The organism is Bradyrhizobium sp. B097 (genome assembly GCF_038957035.1).
Classification (GTDB): Bacteria; Pseudomonadota; Alphaproteobacteria; order Rhizobiales; family Xanthobacteraceae; genus Bradyrhizobium.
The window spans coordinates 4,665,121-4,681,723 of record NZ_CP152412.1 but is presented as its reverse complement, the minus strand read 5'-3'; the positions used below and the strand labels follow the sequence as shown (position 1 = coordinate 4,681,723).

18 protein-coding genes are annotated in these 16,603 nt (G+C 64.9%); 5 read left to right on the top strand and 13 right to left on the bottom strand.

The genetic code is table 11. The features are described 5' to 3' along the window. Positions 1 to 83: 83 nt before the first annotated feature. The 3 genes from AAFG07_RS22070 to AAFG07_RS22060 form a co-directional block, all read right to left on the bottom strand. Positions 84 to 1,280: an acetylornithine transaminase gene (locus AAFG07_RS22070; protein ID WP_342722012.1), complete on the bottom strand. Its 1,197-nt coding sequence runs from the start codon at positions 1,278 to 1,280 to the stop codon at positions 84 to 86. A 237-nt stretch (positions 1,281 to 1,517) separates the two neighbouring features. Next, positions 1,518 to 2,837, bottom strand: coding sequence for a 30S ribosomal protein S12 methylthiotransferase RimO (gene rimO / locus AAFG07_RS22065; protein WP_342722011.1), 1,320 nt, complete (start codon positions 2,835 to 2,837; stop codon positions 1,518 to 1,520). 102 nt (positions 2,838 to 2,939) lie between these two features. Continuing rightward, positions 2,940 to 3,287, bottom strand: a complete 348-nt coding sequence (locus tag AAFG07_RS22060) for a hypothetical protein (RefSeq protein ID WP_342722010.1) — start codon at positions 3,285 to 3,287, stop codon at positions 2,940 to 2,942. A 228-nt stretch (positions 3,288 to 3,515) separates the two neighbouring features. Between AAFG07_RS22060 and AAFG07_RS22055 the strand changes: the two genes are divergently transcribed. From AAFG07_RS22055 to AAFG07_RS22045, 3 genes are all read left to right on the top strand, one after another. Beyond that, complete coding sequence (locus tag AAFG07_RS22055) at positions 3,516 to 4,106, top strand: ANTAR domain-containing protein (protein WP_342722009.1); 591 nt, start codon at positions 3,516 to 3,518, stop codon at positions 4,104 to 4,106. Then, a complete protein-coding gene (locus tag AAFG07_RS22050) occupies positions 4,103 to 5,260 on the top strand; it encodes a CmpA/NrtA family ABC transporter substrate-binding protein (protein WP_342722008.1) in 1,158 nt (385 codons plus the stop codon). The genes AAFG07_RS22055 and AAFG07_RS22050 overlap by 4 nt, the downstream gene beginning before the upstream one ends. A 267-nt stretch (positions 5,261 to 5,527) precedes the next feature. Beyond that, the gene (locus AAFG07_RS22045; RefSeq protein ID WP_342722007.1) at positions 5,528 to 5,680 is read left to right on the top strand and encodes a hypothetical protein; all 153 of its coding nucleotides are present in this window, start codon (positions 5,528 to 5,530) and stop codon (positions 5,678 to 5,680) included. Between the two features lie 74 nt (positions 5,681 to 5,754). On the opposite strand, the gene AAFG07_RS22040 is transcribed toward AAFG07_RS22045, so the two are convergent. The 4 genes from AAFG07_RS22040 to pxpB all read right to left on the bottom strand — a co-directional run bounded on the left by AAFG07_RS22040 (position 5,755) and on the right by pxpB (position 8,900). Continuing rightward, positions 5,755 to 6,180: a hypothetical protein gene (locus tag AAFG07_RS22040; RefSeq protein WP_342722006.1), complete on the bottom strand. Its 426-nt coding sequence runs from the start codon at positions 6,178 to 6,180 to the stop codon at positions 5,755 to 5,757. A 151-nt stretch (positions 6,181 to 6,331) separates the two neighbouring features. Continuing rightward, positions 6,332 to 7,105: a 5-oxoprolinase subunit PxpA gene (locus AAFG07_RS22035; protein WP_092114433.1), complete on the bottom strand. Its 774-nt coding sequence runs from the start codon at positions 7,103 to 7,105 to the stop codon at positions 6,332 to 6,334. Positions 7,106 to 7,137: 32 nt separating this feature from the next. Continuing rightward, positions 7,138 to 8,172, bottom strand: coding sequence for a biotin-dependent carboxyltransferase family protein (locus AAFG07_RS22030; protein WP_342722005.1), 1,035 nt, complete (start codon positions 8,170 to 8,172; stop codon positions 7,138 to 7,140). Beyond that, positions 8,169 to 8,900 carry a 5-oxoprolinase subunit PxpB gene (gene pxpB / locus AAFG07_RS22025; RefSeq protein WP_342722004.1) on the bottom strand — a complete coding sequence of 244 codons (732 nt, stop codon included), beginning with the start codon at positions 8,898 to 8,900 and terminating at the stop codon, positions 8,169 to 8,171. The genes AAFG07_RS22030 and pxpB overlap by 4 nt, the downstream gene beginning before the upstream one ends. 213 nt (positions 8,901 to 9,113) lie before the next feature. Between pxpB and AAFG07_RS22020 the strand changes: the two genes are divergently transcribed. Together AAFG07_RS22020 and AAFG07_RS22015 are read left to right on the top strand one after the other, a co-directional pair. After that, positions 9,114 to 9,812, top strand: coding sequence for a ribonuclease activity regulator RraA (locus AAFG07_RS22020; RefSeq protein ID WP_342722003.1), 699 nt, complete (start codon positions 9,114 to 9,116; stop codon positions 9,810 to 9,812). Positions 9,813 to 9,835: 23 nt separating this feature from the next. Next, entirely contained in the window at positions 9,836 to 10,240 is a 405-nt protein-coding gene (locus tag AAFG07_RS22015; RefSeq protein ID WP_342711251.1) for a cupin domain-containing protein, read from the top strand. Positions 10,241 to 10,392: 152 nt separating this feature from the next. Here AAFG07_RS22015 and AAFG07_RS22010 read toward each other — a convergent pair whose 3' ends face one another. From AAFG07_RS22010 to ugpC, 6 genes are all read right to left on the bottom strand, one after another. Beyond that, positions 10,393 to 11,193, bottom strand: a complete 801-nt coding sequence (locus AAFG07_RS22010) for a DUF2147 domain-containing protein (RefSeq protein WP_342722002.1) — start codon at positions 11,191 to 11,193, stop codon at positions 10,393 to 10,395. Positions 11,194 to 11,379: 186 nt separating this feature from the next. Continuing rightward, positions 11,380 to 12,153 carry a transporter substrate-binding domain-containing protein gene (locus AAFG07_RS22005; protein ID WP_342722001.1) on the bottom strand — a complete coding sequence of 258 codons (774 nt, stop codon included), beginning with the start codon at positions 12,151 to 12,153 and terminating at the stop codon, positions 11,380 to 11,382. 51 nt (positions 12,154 to 12,204) lie between these two features. Then, positions 12,205 to 12,885 carry a hypothetical protein gene (locus tag AAFG07_RS22000; protein ID WP_342722000.1) on the bottom strand — a complete coding sequence of 227 codons (681 nt, stop codon included), beginning with the start codon at positions 12,883 to 12,885 and terminating at the stop codon, positions 12,205 to 12,207. 91 nt (positions 12,886 to 12,976) lie between these two features. Next, entirely contained in the window at positions 12,977 to 14,401 is a 1,425-nt protein-coding gene (locus AAFG07_RS21995) for an amidase (protein ID WP_342721999.1), read from the bottom strand. A 69-nt stretch (positions 14,402 to 14,470) separates the two neighbouring features. Then, positions 14,471 to 15,460 carry a hydroxyacid dehydrogenase gene (locus tag AAFG07_RS21990; protein ID WP_342721998.1) on the bottom strand — a complete coding sequence of 330 codons (990 nt, stop codon included), beginning with the start codon at positions 15,458 to 15,460 and terminating at the stop codon, positions 14,471 to 14,473. Positions 15,461 to 15,489: 29 nt separating this feature from the next. Continuing rightward, positions 15,490 to 16,590, bottom strand: coding sequence for a sn-glycerol-3-phosphate ABC transporter ATP-binding protein UgpC (gene ugpC, locus AAFG07_RS21985; RefSeq protein ID WP_342721997.1), 1,101 nt, complete (start codon positions 16,588 to 16,590; stop codon positions 15,490 to 15,492). Positions 16,591 to 16,603: the final 13 nt, after the last annotated feature.

The following is a 16,603-nucleotide window of genomic DNA, read 5'->3' as shown; positions in this document are numbered from 1 at the left end:
GCTCCGCGAAGCAATCCACCTCTCCACCCGGGGACAGGTGGATTGCTTCGTCGCTTCGCTCCTCGCAATGACGGACGTGGCAGCTACGCCACCCGTCTGGCCGCACCGACCTTCGTGAGCACCCCATCCAGACAATCAATCATCGCGGAAATCTCCTCCCGCGTCACGTTGAGTGCCGGCATGAAGCGCAGCGTGTCCGGCTGCGGCGAATTGACCAGCACGCCGGCCGCAAACGCCTCGGCGACGACGGCCGCCCCGATCGGCATCTTGAGATCGAGCGCAAGCAGCAGACCGCGGCCCCTGATCTCGCCGAGCCCGTGCCGCGCCGACAGCCGCTGCAATTCGCGCTCGAGCAGCAGCCCGGTGTCGGTGACCGATTTCAGGAAATCGGGCCGGCCGATCTGTTCGAGCACGACAAGCCCCGCGGCGCACATCAGGGGATTGCCGTTGAAGGTGCCGCCCTGATCGCCGTGATCGAAGCACGAGGCATGTTCGGTCGCGAGCAGCGCTGCGAGCGGCACGCCGCCGCCGATGCCCTTGCCGAGCGTCATGATGTCGGGCTCGATCCCAGCGTGCTCATAGCCGAACAGCTTTCCGGTCCGGCCCATGCCGGTCTGGATCTCGTCGACGATCAAGAGCAGGCCACGCTGCTGGGTCAGCGCCCGCAGCTCTTGCAGGAACGTGTCAGTCGCTGGCCACACGCCGGCTTCGCCCTGGATCGGCTCCAGCATGACCGCGACCGTCGACGAATTGATCAGCTGCCGCACCGACTCGATGTCGTTCAGCCGCGCTTTCCGGAAGCCTGAAACCTTCGGCTCGAACAGCGGCTCGAACGCCTTCTTGCCCGAGGCCGACATGGTCGCCAGCGTGCGGCCGTGGAAGCCGCCTTCGAAGGTGATGATCTCGTGCGCGCCGTTCTTGTACTTGGCGCCGAATTTGCGCGCGAGCTTGATCGCGCCCTCATTGGCCTCCGCGCCGGAATTGGCGAAGAACACCTGATCGAAACAGCTGTTGTCGACCAGCATCTTCGCCAGCTTCAGGCTCTGCTCGTTGTAGAATGCCGGGCTCGGCGTCAATAGCCGCCTGGCCTGCGCGGCCAGCGCATCGGCGACGATGACCGGCGAGTGGCCGAGCGGATTTACGGCCCAGCCCTGCACGAAATCGAGATAGCGGTTGCGGTTGGCGTCCCACAAATACGAGCCTGCGCCGCGCACGAAGACGACCTCGGGGCGAGCGGTGATGTCCATCAGCGCATCGAACGGATGGGTAGCGTTGGTCATGTCGATCTCCTCTGGGGTCGGTGTGGGAACGGGCAGGCCGAAAAAGCGAGAAGGCCGCGCTTTGGGGGCGCGGCCTTCTCGAAAACCTTGGCTGATTTAGCTAATCAGCGGTGGCGTCGGACACGGCGCAGCCCAGCATCGTCGCGGTTGCGACGACGGTTGATGGCGCGGCGGTGGGTCCGGTTCAGCTTCATGGCGCAGGGCCATACAGCCGAAGGGGCGGCGGTGTCAAGCGGGTCAGAACCCGGCGACGCTGCCGTGCAGGTCGTATTCGTCGGCGCGCTCGATCTTGGCGGTGACGATCTCGCCGACCTTGAGCGGGCGGCGGCTGGTGAGATAGACGGCGCCGTCGATCTCGGGCGCGTCGGCCTTTGACCGCCCCTTAGCGACCGTCGGGCCGACCTCGTCGATGATCACCTGTTGCCGGGTGCCGACCTTTCGCTTGAGGCGCTTTGCCGAAATCTTCTGCTGCCGCGCCATCAGCGCATTCCAGCGCTCCTGCTTGACCTCGTCGGGTACGGCATTGCCGATCGCATTCGACGCGGCGCCGGCAACCGGCTCGTATTTGAAGCAGCCGAGGCGGTCGATCTCGGCTTCATCGAGCCAGTCGAGCAGATAGGCGAAATCGGAATCGGTCTCGCCGGGGAAGCCGACGATGAAGGTCGAACGCAGCGTCAGCTCCGGGCACTGCTCGCGCCACTTCTGGATTCGCGCCAGCGTCTTCTCCTGGGCGGCCGGGCGCTTCATCGCGCGCAGCACGTCGGGGCTCGCATGCTGGAACGGGATGTCGAGATAGGGCAGCACCTTGCCCTCGGTCATCAGGCCGATCACCTCGTCGACATGCGGGTAGGGGTAGACATATTGCAGCCGCACCCAGGCGCCGAGCTCGCCGAGCTCCTTGGCGAGATCGAAGAATTTCGCGCGCACGCTGCGATCCTGCCACGGGCTCTCGGCGTATTTCAGGTCGACGCCGTAGGCCGAGGTGTCCTGCGAGATCACAAGCAATTCCTTGACGCCGGCCTTCACCAGCTTCTCGGCCTCGCGCAGCACGTCGTTGGCCGGCCGCGACACCAAATCGCCGCGCAGCTTCGGGATGATGCAGAAGCTGCAGCGGTTGTTGCAGCCCTCGGAAATCTTCAAGTAAGCGTAGTGGCGTGGCGTCAGCTTGACGCCCTGCGGCGGCACCAGGTCGATATGCGGGTTGTGCGCCGGCGGCAGCGCGCGGTGCACGGCGTCCAGCACGCTCTCATATTGCTGCGGGCCCGTGATCGACAGCACGCCGGGATAGGCGGCCTCGATCTGCTCCGGCTCGGCGCCCATGCAGCCGGTGACGATGACCTTGCCGTTCTCGGCCATGGCCTCGCCGATTGCGGCGAGCGATTCCTGCTTGGCGCTGTCGAGGAAGCCGCAGGTGTTGACGATGACGATGTCGGCGCCGTCATGCTTGCGCGCCAGCTCATAGCCTTCCGCGCGCAGCCGGGTGATGATGCGCTCGGAATCGACCAGCGCCTTGGGGCAACCGAGACTGTGGAAGCTAATGCGCGGCGCTCTGTCCATGTAATCGGCTCGTATATGCGTCTGAGTTGTCGAGGTATGCTATCTGTGTGCCAGAGGCAAATCGCCGGATGAGCCGGTCACTGCCTAAGTTTATCGCCATCCTTAGATGCCAAGGGCAACAAGTTGATCCAGTGCCTTCCTGATGGCGGTACGCCCTTCTGGCACGTAGGTCATCAACTCGTCCTCGTTGTTATGCGGATATCCGAGCAGATTGTTTAGTGAGCTTACGACTGCGCACCTGAAGTCCTCGTGGTCGATAGTCTGGTGAGGCCAAGCAGCGAAGACCGCCCGAACGGTTTCGCGATCGACTCCCATTAGCGTCTGAAACTCCCAGTCAGGAAAGAAGCTGCCCTCGACTGCCGCTTGGAGCGATCGGCGGACTACCTCAAGTTCAGAGAGCGAAAGTGCCTCCGTCATGCGCTCCATAGCCACCTCAGGTTCTGTCGCCATCGCCCACCATCGTCTCTGGGAGTGGGGCAGCTCAAAAAGTTTACATTCGTTGTCTCAGGGGCACCCCAAGGACACAAAGCTCACTTTCGGCGTAGCGGCCTCTTGCATATCTTCTCAAATCTGCCTGATTGATGGGCAGGAGCTAGTCCCAATTGCCGAGAATTACAACCCTTTCCGCTCCGCCCCGGCGTGATATGGATGGTTCTTGCCGGGCTTTAAGAGTGGTCGATGAGCGCTGAATCGTCTCCCAAGATCGTCATAGTCGACGAGAGCCCGATCCGTGCGGCCATCCTCGAGGAAGGACTGCGGGAGGCCGGCTATACGGACGTGGTCCACATCAGCGAGATGCAGAGCCTGCTCGCGCGGATCTATGCGCTCGACCCTGACATCATCGTCATCGACCTCGAGAACCCCAGCCGCGACGTGCTGGAACAAATGTTCCAGGTCAGCCGTGCCGTCCGCCGCCCGATCGCGATGTTCGTCGACCAGAGCGACGCAGCTTCGATCCAGGCCTCGGTCGAAGCCGGCGTCTCCGCCTACATCGTCGACGGCCTCAAGAAGGAGCGGATGAAGCCGATCCTCGATCTCTGCGTCTCCCGCTTCAATGCCTTCGCCAAGTTGCAGGACGAGCTCGACCGTACCAAGCATGCGCTGGAGGAGCGCAAGGTGATCGATCGCGCCAAGGGCATCCTGATGAAGGTGAAGGGGCTGACCGAGGAGGAGGCCTACGTGCTGATGCGCTCGACCGCGATGCGCGAGAAGAAGAAGATCGGGGAGATCGCGCAATCGATCCTGACGGCGTCGGAGCTCTTGAAATGACCACACCCCTGCACATCGGATTCATTCCGCTGGTTGACGCTGCCGCCCTGATCGTCGCGACCGACAAGGGATTTGCCGCGGCCGAAGGCCTCGACGTCACGCTGGTGCGCGAAGTGTCGTGGTCGAACGTCCGCGACAAGCTCAATATCGGCCTGTTCGACGCGGCTCATCTGCTGGCGCCGGTGGCCATCGCCTCGAGCCTCGGGCTCGGCCACGTCAAGGTGCCGATCGCAGCACCGTTCAATCTCGGGCTCAACGGCAACGCCATCACGGTATCGCCGGCGCTGCACGCGGCGCTGCTGGAAGAGATCGACGGCGACCGCTTCGATCCGATGGCGACTTCGCGCGCGCTTGCCCGTGTCGTGGCGAAGCGGCGCAAGAGCGGGGCCGAGCCGTTGACGTTCGGCATGACCTTCCCGTTCTCGACCCACAATTATCAACTGCGGTTCTGGATGGCCGCCGGCGGCGTCGATCCCGACGAGGACGTCCAGCTCGTGGTGCTGCCGCCGCCCTACATGGTCGACAGTCTCGCCAACGGCCATGTCGACGCGTTCTGTGTCGGCGCGCCCTGGAATTCGATCGCGGTCGATCTCGGTGTCGGCCACATCCTGCACTTCGTCTCGGACATCCTGCTCAGCGCGGTGGAGAAGGTGCTGGCGGTGCGCCAGAGCTGGTCGGAGAAGAACGCCGACGTCGTGGCCGCGCTGGTACGCGCGCATCTGCGCGCCGCGGAGTTCATCGAGCAGCCGGAAAACCGGCCCGAGGTCGCGCGCATCCTGGCGCAGCCCGAGCGGCTCGGCGTCGACGCCAGCGTCATCCAGCGCACGCTCGATGGCAGGCTGAAGATCTCGCCCGACGGCACCATGCGCGAAAGCAGTCGCTATTTGCTGGTCGGGCGCGAGGCAGCAGCGCGGCCGGACCCGGGGCAGGCGGCCTGGCTCTACGCGCAGATGGTTCGCTGGGGCCAGACACCGTACCGGCCGGAGGCACTGAAGGCTGCCATGGCGGTGTTCAGGCCGGACCTCTATGACGCTGCGGCCGGGCGCCCGGCTGGCACCTCCAACGCCATCGGTGCGTTCGCCGGTCCGCCGTTCGATCCGAACGACGTTCCCGGCCATCTGGCGGCCTTCAAGATCGGGCGCTGGAAGCCCTGAGCGCGGTGCAGCGGCCGCGCCTCAGCTATCCACCTCCGGCTACTTTGCATGGGGTTGTTTTCGAGATTTTCGGTTATTGCGGGACCGGCGCGGGTTCCAGACGCCTCGAATTGCAACGAATAAGATTCTCGGGCGAGCGCACGGGAAAGAATTTTCCTCTCGGAACCGTGTTCCCGAAGGCGGCGGCATCGCTATTTCTGCCGCCCGCTTGAATCCGGGCGCGAACGCTATTCCATATGGCCGAGAATGGGGCGTTGGAGATCGACCATGCGCGAGCTATCGGCGGAAGCCCGCCTGCACTTTTACGCGCGACAAATTTCAAGAAAGTCCGGGATCGGAATTCACACCGCGGCGCTCTACAGCGCCTTTGCGGTGATCGCGGCGATCGTGTTCGGCACGCTGTCCGTCCACCCGTTCTGAGCTAACAAGAGAATTGAAAAGCCGCCGTCTGATGGCCTCTGGCGGCGGCTTTGTGTTGGCTGGATGCTGACGGCTCAGTAGCCGTAGCCGTGACCATATCCGTAGCCGTAGCCAAATCCGCCACCGCCGCAGGTGTTGCAGGTCGGCTGGACCGGCGCGTAGTAGGAATAGCCCGGCGAGACCATCTGGGTGCGCTCTTGCGTCGCGTATTGCGGCGCGACGCGCTCATAGGCGACGCCTTCGGGCGCGACCATCACGGTCTTCGGCACCATCACGGTACGATACTGCGCCGGCGTGCGATGCGCGATGACGCGGCCCGGCGACACCATCACAGTCTCCTGCACGGTGCGATACTGCGGCGGCACGGTCTGCACCTGATAGCAGGTCGTGCAGGGCTGGGGCGGCGGCGTATAGCAGCTGTAGCAGCCGGCGGAGGCTGCGCTGGTGAAGGCGGCCGTGGCCACCGCAGCAATTGCGAGGGAGAGGCTGGTGCGGAACATGCTTTCGTACCCAATTTCCTGAGAGGACAATCAAAGGCTCGGAAGCTGCACCTAGCAATCAAACGGCAAGTTTGGGTTTAAGAAGACTCTTAACGGAATCTAAAAGGGTCGGCATGACGGCCGGCCCTTTGCTGCTCCGTGTGTTCGCGGCTCAGTGCGCGGTCTTGAACGGCGCAACCGTGATGCCGGCCTTGCTCAGCGCCTCGCGCAGGCCGCGCGCGATCTCGACGGCGCCATGCGTGTCGCCATGGATGCAGACGGTGTCGGTCTGCATCTTGATCACCTTGCCGGTGACCGAGACGACCGCGCCATCCTGCACCATCCGCACCACGCGCTCGGCGATCGCCTTGGGATCGTGCAGCACCGCGCCGGGCTTCTTGCGTGACACCAGATTGCCGTCGTCCTCGTAGGCGCGGTCGGCAAACACTTCATGCGCCATCCGCAGATTGGCGGCTTCGCCGGCGCGCACCAGCTTCGAGTTGGCGAGCACCACGAAGATGAGATTGCGGTCGACCGCCTTGATCGCATTGGCGATCGCGCGTGCGGTCATGTCGTCCTCGCAGGCGACGTTGGAAATCGCGCCATGCGCCTTCACATGGGTCACCTTGTGGCCGGCCGCGGTTGCGATCGCCTGCAGGGCGCCGATCTGGTAGGCGATCAGGTTCTCGATCTCGGAGGATGTCAGCCCCGGCATCGGACGGCGGCCAAATCCATGCAGGTCGCGATAGCCGGGATGGGCGCCGACGCTGACGCCGCGCGCCTTCGCGAGTTCGACGGTCTTGCGCATGATGTCGGCGTCGCCGGCATGGAAGCCGCAGGCGACGTTGACCGAGGTCGCAAGTTCGATCATCGCGGCATCATTGCCCATTTCCCAAGGGCCAAAACTTTCGCCGAGATCGCAATTGAGGTCGATGGTTGCAGTCATGACGATCGATCCGTTTGTTGTTCGTGTTTGATTCAGGGTAGCGCAACTTGCCAGGTCGACACATCGATCGCGCTGACGGCCTGACCCGCGACATTCGCATCCCGTAGCGCCTCGATGTTGAGACCGAAATCGTCGACGCCGCGGAGGCGATCGTGCAGGGAATGCAGCAGCGCGTGGAACTTGATCGCCTCGGCCTGCGCTTCCGCCATGGTCACGGCCTTGAAGCGGAACGGGCGGCCGGCGGAGGTCTGCGCGAAGCGGCCAAGATCGGCCGTGATCACGGTCGCGATCTTCGGATAACCACCGCTAGTGCCGCGGTCCGGCATCAGCACGATCGGCTGGCCGTTGCCGGGCACCTGGATGCTGCCGTTGACGGTGCCGTCGGAGACGATGTTATGGCCGTCGCGGTGCTTGATGACGGCGCCTTCGAGCCGGTAGCCCATGCGGTCGCTGGTGGCCGAGATCTTCCACTCGCTGTCGAGGAACAGCTTCTTGTTTTCCGCGGTGAACTCGTCGTCCTGCGGGCCGAACACGATGCGGATCGGCGCTTCGGTCGCGGCGGGCAATTCGATGCGGCGCTCAGTGGCGCCGCTCGCAGCTTTCGTCTTCAACTCGTCGCCGCTTTGCAGCGGTCGCGGGTAGGGGCTGCCGAGCCCGGCCCGGGCGTTGACGGCGAGGCTGCCGAACATCGGCTCGCCCTCGATGCCGTGCTCGATCGCGAGATAGCTGAACGAGCCGCCGCGCGCAAAACCGAGATTGAGCGCCTCACCGTCGGCGAGCGTTGCCGAACTGTCGAAGGCGACCGGCCGGCCACCGATGTCAGCATTGCGCGACGCGCCGGCGAGCCCGATGCGCACCGCGCCGCCGCGCGCGGTGAAGGTGGCGCCGAACGGACCGATCTCGACCACGGCGGCGAACGGTTCATTGCCGACCAGCGTGTTGGCGGCGGCCAGCGAAAGCCGGTCCATCGCGCCGCTCGGCGTCAGGCCGTAGCGCTGCGAGCCCGGACGTCCGCCGTCCTGCACCGAGCTCGCCGGGCCGATCGAGGTGACGACGAGCTTGCTCATGGCGTCACCAGTTCTGCGACGAATTCGCCGGCCTCGGCGGCGCGGTCCTGTTCGGCAAAGGTCTTGGCATCCACCGCCGTGAAGCTGACGGCATCACCCGGCTCCAGCAGGAAGGTCGGATCGCGATGCAGTTGGTAGGTTCGCACCGGAGTGCGGCCGAGCAGGTGCCAGCCGCTCGGGCCGGCGAGGCACTGCACGCCGGTCTGGATGCCGCCGATCGAGATGGTGCCGGCCGGGGTCAGCAGCCGCGGGTCCTTGCGCCGGGGCAGATGGAGGGACTTGTCGAGCCCGCTGAGATAGGACCAGCCGGGCGTAAAGCCGATCATGGCGACGCGATAGTCGCCGGCGGCGTGGCGCGCGACGATGTCATCGGGCGTGGTCTGAAGTGCCTTCGCCACATCCTCGAGATCGATGCCGTGCTCACCGCCATAGGTGATCGGGATCCGCCAGCGCCGCGTTCCGCTTTCGGTCGGCGGTGCCTTGGCGGCGCGCGCAAGCAGCTGCTCGCCGAGCGCATCGAAGGTGATCTGCACGGGATCGTAATGCACCAGCAGCGACCGGTAAGTCGGCACGGTCTCGGTGATGCCGGCGATCGGCTCGGCTGCTATCACGCGGTCGAGCGCGAGCACCCGCCGGTTGGCGGCGTCATCGATGGTGCGGCTGAATTCCACCGTGATGGCGCTGTCGCCACTCGGCAAAAGGCGGGGAGGACTTAAGGGTTCGGCCATCGGCTCAAGCAGATTGGGTCAGCCATCAAGCTAGCGTGTTTCGATTCAAAACGGAATTCGCTTCGTGCAAAATGATGCAGCAACTTCAATAAATTAATCGGCATGCCGGCGATAAATCTGGATGATCGCAGCTTTTTCGCGCAGGCCTTGACGCAGGGGCTTCGCCCGGCAACATGCGCCGGTCTTTTCCTCCCATCGGAGCAAGCTTTCCAGATGTCACTGTCCGCCGAAGCGATCGCGACGCTGTCGCACGTGTCCACCGCCACCATCACCACGGTCCTGCTCAAGAAGGGCCTGCGCAACATCTGGATGCGCGGCACCAAGCCCTTGAAGCCCGGACAGAAGCGGCTGGTCGGACCGGCCTTCACGCTGCGCTTCGTGCCGGCCCGCGAGGACCTGGCGACGCCGGAATCCTGGTCGTCGCCGATCTCGACCCGTACCGCGATCGAGGCGATGCCGGCGGGCTGCATTGCCGTGGTCGATGCCATGGGCATCACCGATGCCGGCATTTTCGGCGACATCCTCTGCGCGCGCATGGTCAAGCGCGGGGTGACGGCGCTGATCACCGATGGCGTCGTGCGTGACCTCGAGGGCGTGCTCGGCACCGGCCTGCCGGTGTGGTGCGACGGCTACGCCGCGCCGCCGTCGGTTGCGGGTCTGACCTTCGTCGGCTGGGGCGAACCGATCGGCTGCGGCGGCGTTGCCGTGTTTCCGAACGACGTGGTGGTGGCGGACCAGGACGGCGCGGTGCTGATCCCGCAGGCGTTCCTTGACCAGGTGCTGGCCGAGGGACCCGAGCAGGAGCGGATGGAAGCCTGGATCGTCAACGAGGTGAACAATGGCGCCCAGCTACCCGGCCTGTATCCGATGAATGCCGAGACCAAGGCGCGCTACGCCGCATCCAAGAAATAACGTCAAGAGAGGGAGGTAACCCCATGGATATCCACGTTTCCGGCTCGCGGCCGACCCGCCGCGCGCCGAAGGAAAACTTCACCGGCAGCGTGCTGCAGGACCCGATCAACATGGCGCCGGCGCCGGCCCGGCTGAATGCCTCGCGCGTGTCGTTCGAGCCCGGTGCGCGCACCGCCTGGCACACCCATCCGCTCGGGCAAACGCTGTACGTGATCTCGGGCATCGGCCGCGTGCAGGCCAAGGGCGGTCCGATCCGGGAAATCCGCCCCGGCGATGTCGTCTGGATCCCGCCGAACGAGAAGCACTGGCACGGCGCCTCGCCGGACAACAGCATGACCCATATCGCCATGCAGGAGGCGCTCGACGGCGTCTATTCGACCTGGATGGAGCACGTCACCGACGAGGAATATAGCGGCAAGGTCGGCTGAGGCGCTGTAGCCGGCCGAAAGGAAAAGCCCCGCTCGTGAGCGGGGCTTTTGTTCCAGCCCGGATGGAGCGAAGCGTAATCCGGGGACGATCTCTCCCGCGGTGAGAATCCCGGATTTCGCTGCGCTTCATCCGGGCTACGATTAATCGTAGATCAATTCACCCGTGTCCAGGTCTGGCCGCCGCAGAACATGCCGCCGAACGCGCAGCCCTGGACGCGCAGCGTGTCCGGGCTCTTCAGTGCGATGGTGGAATCGTAGGTGCTGCCGCTGTTCGGATCGAAGATGCGGCCGCTCCATTTGTCCTTGCCCGGCTTCATGTTGATCAGCACCTGCTCGCCGTTGGCGTTCGACTTCTTGTCGACCGAATAGCCGCAGAGATTGGCACCGCATTGCTCGATGCGGACCTTGCCTTCCTTCTCTTCGGTCAGCCAGACGCCGAGCGGTGAGTTGGCTGATTGTACTGGGTTCGCTGCCGGCTTGGGCGCAGGCGACACGGCGCCAACAGTCGGCGCTGAAGCGGGCCTTGCTGCCGACGTCGCGCTTTGCTGCACAACTGGCGGCGCGGGTGGTGGCGGCGGTGTTGTCGCTGCCGTAGCCGGAGCTGGCGTAACGCTCGTGTTTGCGGGCTCTGTCGTTGCCGCTGGCGATGCTGGCGCCGCGGCCTGATCAACGGCAGGCGGAGAGGGTGAGGCAGCGGCCGCGGGTGGCGTTGCCGGTATAGACGGAGAATCCGTTTTGGCGTCCTTCGGAGCCGTCTCGTGCTTCTGCTCGGCGTCCCTGTGCTTGGCGCGCTTGGTGCTGCGGCCGGTGTTGTCATAGACGCCGGGGATCGAAACCGTTCCGCGATCGGGGTCGATGCGGATGGTGCGGCCGCCGTAATCGAACGTATATTGCGCCTGCGCTGTCGCCGTGCTGGCCAGCACAAGCGTGGCGATCGCCAGAAGCTTTGTCATCTCGACCTCCGGTGCAGGGAATCCCGTTCGCGAGACTAATTGGTGGCCGCCTCGCTGAACGTGTCCCAAATCACGGTCAGAACATGAGTCGTGTCCTCGCGCCTCAGGTTCAAATCACCGGATTGCGATCTGGTTTCAGGCCGCGCGCATCAATTTGCGGCACGCGAGCGGCAAACTTGACGCAGCCTATTCGAACCACGCGGCATAGACCTTCGCGTAGCTGCCGTCTTCGCGCGCGATATGGAGCCACTGGTCGACGAACGCCTTCAACGCGGCGTCGCGCTGCATCCAGTAGGCCTTTTCCGCGAAGTCGAACGGCTTGTCGGGATGCACGGCGCAGAGCACGCCGGGATGCAGCTTCTGCTGATAGCGCGTCTCGGACGCGTCGGTCATCATCAGGTCGGCGTCGCCCTTGGCGATCTCGTCGAAGATTTTGGTGTTGTCGTTGAAGACACGGATGTCGGCGGCCTTCACGTTGGCGCGCGCAAAACGCTCGTTGGTGCCGCCGGGATTGACGATGACGCGGGTGCCGGGCTTGTCGATCTCGGCGATCGTCTCAAACTTGCCCTTGTCGGCGCAGCGCGCGATCGGCGTCTTGCCCTCGCGCATGATCGGCGTTGAGAACAGGCCCTTCTTCTGCCGGTCGAAGGTGATGGAGACGCCGCCCATCGCGATGTCGAAATTGTCGGCCTCGAAATCCTTCATCATCTGCGGCCACGATGTCGGAACGAACTCGACCTTGACGCCGAGCGCCTTGCCGAGCGATTGCGCCATGTCGACGTCAAAACCGCGAAATGCCTTGGTCTCCTTGTCGAGCGCCGTGAAGGGCATGTAGTCGCCGGTCATGCCGACCCGCAGCGTGCCGCGCTTGACGATCTCATCGAGCCGGGACGAGGCCTGCTGCGCTTGCGCGACAGAAATGAGCAAAGCGAGAGCGAAACCGGCCAGCGCGCGAAACATCAGATTTTCTCCATCCGCTTTTTTGCGATGCCCGTGAGCACGTATCGCGTGTTAGGCCTCGTGGCGGTCCCTGCTCGCCTGGAGGGCGGCCGCCGTGCGACTGACGATCTCGTGCTTGAAATGCTCGAAGCGCCGTCGCGCTTCGGCCTCCCGATCGTCGACGAATTTGATCGCGGCATCCCTGTCCATCGGGCCGTTGACCAGCGGGGTCGATCCTTCGCCGACGGTCTCGTCGACATAGTATTGGGCGCCGTCCTCGCGCACCGTCCAGCGGAAGCGCAGCGCGGCCATCGGGCCTGGTCCGGACTTGGAATAGCCATTGGCCTCGATCGGTTGGGGAGGCTGGATCGGCTCCGGCTCCGGCTCTTGCACGCTCGGCTCGGGTTCGCTTGGTTCGGTCTCACTCGGCTCAGGCTGTTCGACCAGCAGCTCGGGCTCCTCGACCGGCGGCGGCTCGTCCGCCGTCGGCTCGGCAGGCGCGGCGTCCATCGACTCCGTCTCGATGGACACGGCCTCGATGGTAACGACCTCGATGGATGATGGCAGGGGCGGTGGCATCGCTATCGAGACCGGCGGCTCCTCCGCGGGCTCGGGTGCGTTGTCCGCCGTCTTGTCGGACGACTTGGTGTCGGACGACTTGTTATCAGACGGCTTGGACTTCTCGGGAGGCGTCGTCGTCTGATCGAGAATGCTCGCGATTGCGGCGAGCGCATTGTCGGTCGGGTCACTCACGGTTCGGTCTCCCAGGCATGACGCCGGCGGAATCGTGCCGGCGCTCTCCCTATCTACCTGATTGGACTGCCCTTTGTCGCGCCCGATTGAGCTAGGCGCAGACGGGCGGCCGGCGGTCCTTCCAGGGGCGAACCTGTTCGAGCTGGCCGGCCAGGCGGAACAGCAGTCCTTCCTCGCCGAGCTTGGCCGCGAACATCATGCCGAGCGGCAGACCGGCCTTGTTCCAGGCCAGCGGCACCGACATCGCCGGCTGCCCGGACATGTTGAACATCGAGGTGCCCGGCATGTAGCGGCGCAGCACCGGCGCGATGTGGCTCAGGTCCTCGGACATCGTGTTCAGCTCGCCAATGCGAAGCGGCGGCGCGCACAGCGTCGGGCTGAGGAAGATGTCGCAGCCCTCGAAGAAGGTCGCAAGCCCGCGCGAGATCTGGAACGCCGCAAGCTGCGCGGCGACGTAGTCGGCGGGGGTCATCTTGACCGAGTTCTGGCCGCTGGCGAGCGTCAGCCGCTCGACATCGTCCGACGTCAGCGTGCGCCCGACGCGCTGTTCGAGCAGGCGGATGGTCAGCGCCGTATTGCCGCCGACGATGGTCGTCATGACCGCGGCGGGATCGGCGGCAAGCGGCGGTGCGCGCTCCTCGACATGGTGGCCGAGGCCCTCGAGCAGCTTGGCGATGTCGCGAACCGCCGCGGCGATCTCGGGATCAACAGCATCGCCATAGGGCGACTTGTCAGTGAAGCTGATGCGCAGAAGGCCGGGGTCGCGGCCGACCTCCTGGGAAAACGGTCGCTCCGGCGCCGGCGCGACGTAGAGGCTCGACGGCTCCGGACCATGGATCGCATCCATCATGACCGCGCTGTCGCGGACGCTGATGCTCAGCACATGGCCAACGGAGAAGCCGCCCCAGCCTTCGCCGCGATCGGGACCGCACGGGTTGCGGGCGCGCGTCGGCTTCATGCCGAACACGCCGGAGGCGGAGGCGGGGATCCGGATCGAGCCGCCGCCGTCGCTGGCATGCGCGACGGGCAGGATGCGCGCGGCGACCGCAGCCCCCGCGCCGCCGGACGAGCCGCCGGAGGAATGGTCGAGATTCCAGGGATTGCGGGTCGGGCCGAACAGGCGGGATTCCGTCGTCGGCATCAGGCCGAATTCCGGGCTCGCGCTCTTGCCGAAGATCGCAAGACCCGCATCGAGGAAACGCTGGGTCAGCGTACCGTTATGGTCCGCAACGAAGTCCTTCAGCAGGCTGGCGCCCGACGTGGTGCGGGTGCCCTCGAGCAGATCGAGATCCTTGAGCAGGAACGGCACGCCGGTGAAGGGGCTGTCAGGCAACCCTTTGGCGATCTGGCGCTCGGCGTAGTCGTAGTGCTTGACGACGACCGCGTTGATCTTCGGATCGACGGCAGCGGTGCGCGCAATCGCCTCGTCGAGTAGCTCCTTTGCCGTGACATCCCTCTTGCGGACGAGCTCGGCCAGACCGACCGCATCGTAGTTGCCGAATTCCTTGAAAGCCATGTGCATGCTCCGCATCGCCGGGCCGACCTCGCGGGATCGGCTGCGGCGCCAACGAGAAAGGCTGAAAGCTCAGCCGAAGACGTCCTGATTGATCACGTTCTGGCGCAGCGGATTGCCGTCCAGCACGCTCAGGATATTGCGCGCGGTCTGCTCGCTCATGCGATCCACAGCCTCCACGGTCACACCCGCGACGTGCGGTGCCATGATCACATTTGGCAAAGCGTGCAGGGGCTGGCCGACCGGCGGAGGCTCGACCTCGAACACGTCGAGGCCGGCGCCGGCAAGCTTGCCCGACACCAGCGCGTCGTGCAGCGCCTTCTCATCCACGATGCCGCCGCGGGCGGTGTTGATGAGGTAGGCGGTCGGCTTCATCAGCCTGATGCGCGCGGCGTTGAACAGGCCGACCGTTTCGGGCGATTTCGGGCAATGGATCGTGACGAAATCCGCCCGCGGCAGCGCCGCTTCGAGGCTCGGCACCGCCTCACAGCCGGCCGCGGTGATCTCGCCGGCCGCCTTGTAGGGATCGTACACCAGCACATTCATTTCCATCGCGAGGCAGCGCTTGGCGGTACGGGTGCCGATGCGGCCGAAGCCGACGATCAGCACGGTCTTGCCGTAGAGATCGAACGGCAGCACCCCGAGCCGGCTCGCCCAGGTGCCATCCTTGACCATCGTGTGCATCTCGTTCGCGCGCTTGGCCAGCGTCAGCATCATGAACAAGGCCTGCTCGGCGACCGACGGTGAGTTCGCGGTGCCTGCGACCATCAGCGGCACCTTGCGGCGCGACAATGCCGGCACATCGACCGCGTCATAGCCGACGCCGATCCGGGTCACCACCAGCATGCCCTTGGAGGCCTCGAGCTCCGCCTCGCCGAAGCGGGTCGCGCCGAGCGCCACGCCATGGACCGGCGCATGCTGCTCCAGCATCGCCTGGAAGTCCTTGGCCGAGATCAGGTTGGGAAATTCGACGAGTTCTACATCATCCCGTTCATTGAGGAGGACCCGTGCCCCCGTTGACAGAGTCTGGGTGATGAAAATCTTCTTCTTGTTGGTAGCCATTTCCTGCCCTTGAGGTTTCTTGTGCGCCGTCAAAGCACGGCGCCGGTCACCTCGTTTAGCAAATGCATATTGTTGAGGTCCACAGCCAATCGGAGCGGGCTGCCATCCTGCGCGCCGGCATTGGGGTTGACCCGGCCGCAGAGCGGGGAGCCCTCGAGCGTGAAGTAGACCAGCGTCTCCATGCCCATCGGCTCGGTGACGTCGAGCATCGCATCGAACGGCTCGATGCCGGGCTCGGCATGCGGCCGGGCCTCCATGACATGCTCGGGCCGCAGACCGAGCAGCAGCTTGTCGGTGCGGGAGAGGCCCTGGTAGCGGGCGGCGCGCGCCGGCGGCAGCGGGAACGAGAGGCGATCGGTCAGCCGCACGTTGAGCTTGCCGCCGACGTCCTCGAGCCGGCATGGCACGAAGTTCATCGCGGGCGAGCCGATGAAGCTTGCGACGAACCGGGTCGCCGGCTTGTGATAGAGCTCGTTGGGCGTGCCGATCTGCTCGATCCTGCCGTGGTTCATCACCACTACGCGGTCGGCCAGCGTCATCGCCTCGACCTGGTCGTGGGTGACGTAGACGGTCGTGGTGCGGACCTTCTGGTGCACCTTCTTGATCTCGATCCGCATCTGCACGCGCAGCTTGGCATCGAGATTGGACAGCGGCTCGTCGAACAGGAACACCTTCGGGTTGCGGACGATCGCGCGTCCCATCGCGACGCGCTGGCGCTGGCCGCCGGAGAGCTGCTTCGGCTTGCGGTCGATCAGGTCGGTGATGTCGAGCATGCGGGCGGCTTCCGTCACCCGGCTCTTGATCTCGGCCTTGGGGTAGTGCTTCAGCCGCAGCCCGAATGACATGTTCTCGGCGACGGTCATGTGCGGATACAACGCATAATTCTGGAACACCATTGCGATGTCGCGGTCCTTCGGCGGCACATCGTTGACGACATCGCCGCCGATCATGATATCGCCGTCGGAAATGTCCTCGAGGCCGGCGATCATCCGCAGCGTCGTCGACTTGCCGCAGCCGCTCGGCCCGACCAGCACCACGAACTCATGGTCGGCGATGTCGAGGTCGATGCCGCGCACCGCCTCGACCTCGTCGTAACGTTTCACCACCTTGCGCAAACTGACGTCGGCCATGAATTCTACCCTT

Excerpts from the sequence above, each read along its gene's own strand:
- AAFG07_RS22015 (WP_342711251.1), top strand. The coding sequence starts at position 9,836 with ATGGATATCCACGTTTCCGGCTCGCGGCCGACCCGCCGCGCGCCGAAG.
- pxpB (WP_342722004.1), bottom strand. The coding sequence starts at position 8,900 with ATGGCCGAACCCTTAAGTCCTCCCCGCCTTTTGCCGAGTGGCGACAGC.
- AAFG07_RS21995 (WP_342721999.1), bottom strand. The coding sequence starts at position 14,401 with ATGGCTTTCAAGGAATTCGGCAACTACGATGCGGTCGGTCTGGCCGAG.
- AAFG07_RS22050 (WP_342722008.1), top strand. The coding sequence starts at position 4,103 with ATGACCACACCCCTGCACATCGGATTCATTCCGCTGGTTGACGCTGCC.
- AAFG07_RS22040 (WP_342722006.1), bottom strand. The coding sequence starts at position 6,180 with ATGTTCCGCACCAGCCTCTCCCTCGCAATTGCTGCGGTGGCCACGGCC.
- AAFG07_RS22005 (WP_342722001.1), bottom strand. The coding sequence starts at position 12,153 with ATGTTTCGCGCGCTGGCCGGTTTCGCTCTCGCTTTGCTCATTTCTGTC.
- ugpC (WP_342721997.1), bottom strand. The coding sequence starts at position 16,590 with ATGGCCGACGTCAGTTTGCGCAAGGTGGTGAAACGTTACGACGAGGTC.
- AAFG07_RS22060 (WP_342722010.1), bottom strand. The coding sequence starts at position 3,287 with ATGGCGACAGAACCTGAGGTGGCTATGGAGCGCATGACGGAGGCACTT.
- AAFG07_RS21990 (WP_342721998.1), bottom strand. The coding sequence starts at position 15,460 with ATGGCTACCAACAAGAAGAAGATTTTCATCACCCAGACTCTGTCAACG.
- AAFG07_RS22010 (WP_342722002.1), bottom strand. The coding sequence starts at position 11,193 with ATGACAAAGCTTCTGGCGATCGCCACGCTTGTGCTGGCCAGCACGGCG.
- AAFG07_RS22055 (WP_342722009.1), top strand. The coding sequence starts at position 3,516 with ATGAGCGCTGAATCGTCTCCCAAGATCGTCATAGTCGACGAGAGCCCG.
- AAFG07_RS22020 (WP_342722003.1), top strand. The coding sequence starts at position 9,114 with ATGTCACTGTCCGCCGAAGCGATCGCGACGCTGTCGCACGTGTCCACC.
- AAFG07_RS22070 (WP_342722012.1), bottom strand. The coding sequence starts at position 1,280 with ATGACCAACGCTACCCATCCGTTCGATGCGCTGATGGACATCACCGCT.
- rimO (WP_342722011.1), bottom strand. The coding sequence starts at position 2,837 with ATGGACAGAGCGCCGCGCATTAGCTTCCACAGTCTCGGTTGCCCCAAG.
- AAFG07_RS22035 (WP_092114433.1), bottom strand. The coding sequence starts at position 7,105 with ATGACTGCAACCATCGACCTCAATTGCGATCTCGGCGAAAGTTTTGGC.
- AAFG07_RS22045 (WP_342722007.1), top strand. The coding sequence starts at position 5,528 with ATGCGCGAGCTATCGGCGGAAGCCCGCCTGCACTTTTACGCGCGACAA.
- AAFG07_RS22030 (WP_342722005.1), bottom strand. The coding sequence starts at position 8,172 with ATGAGCAAGCTCGTCGTCACCTCGATCGGCCCGGCGAGCTCGGTGCAG.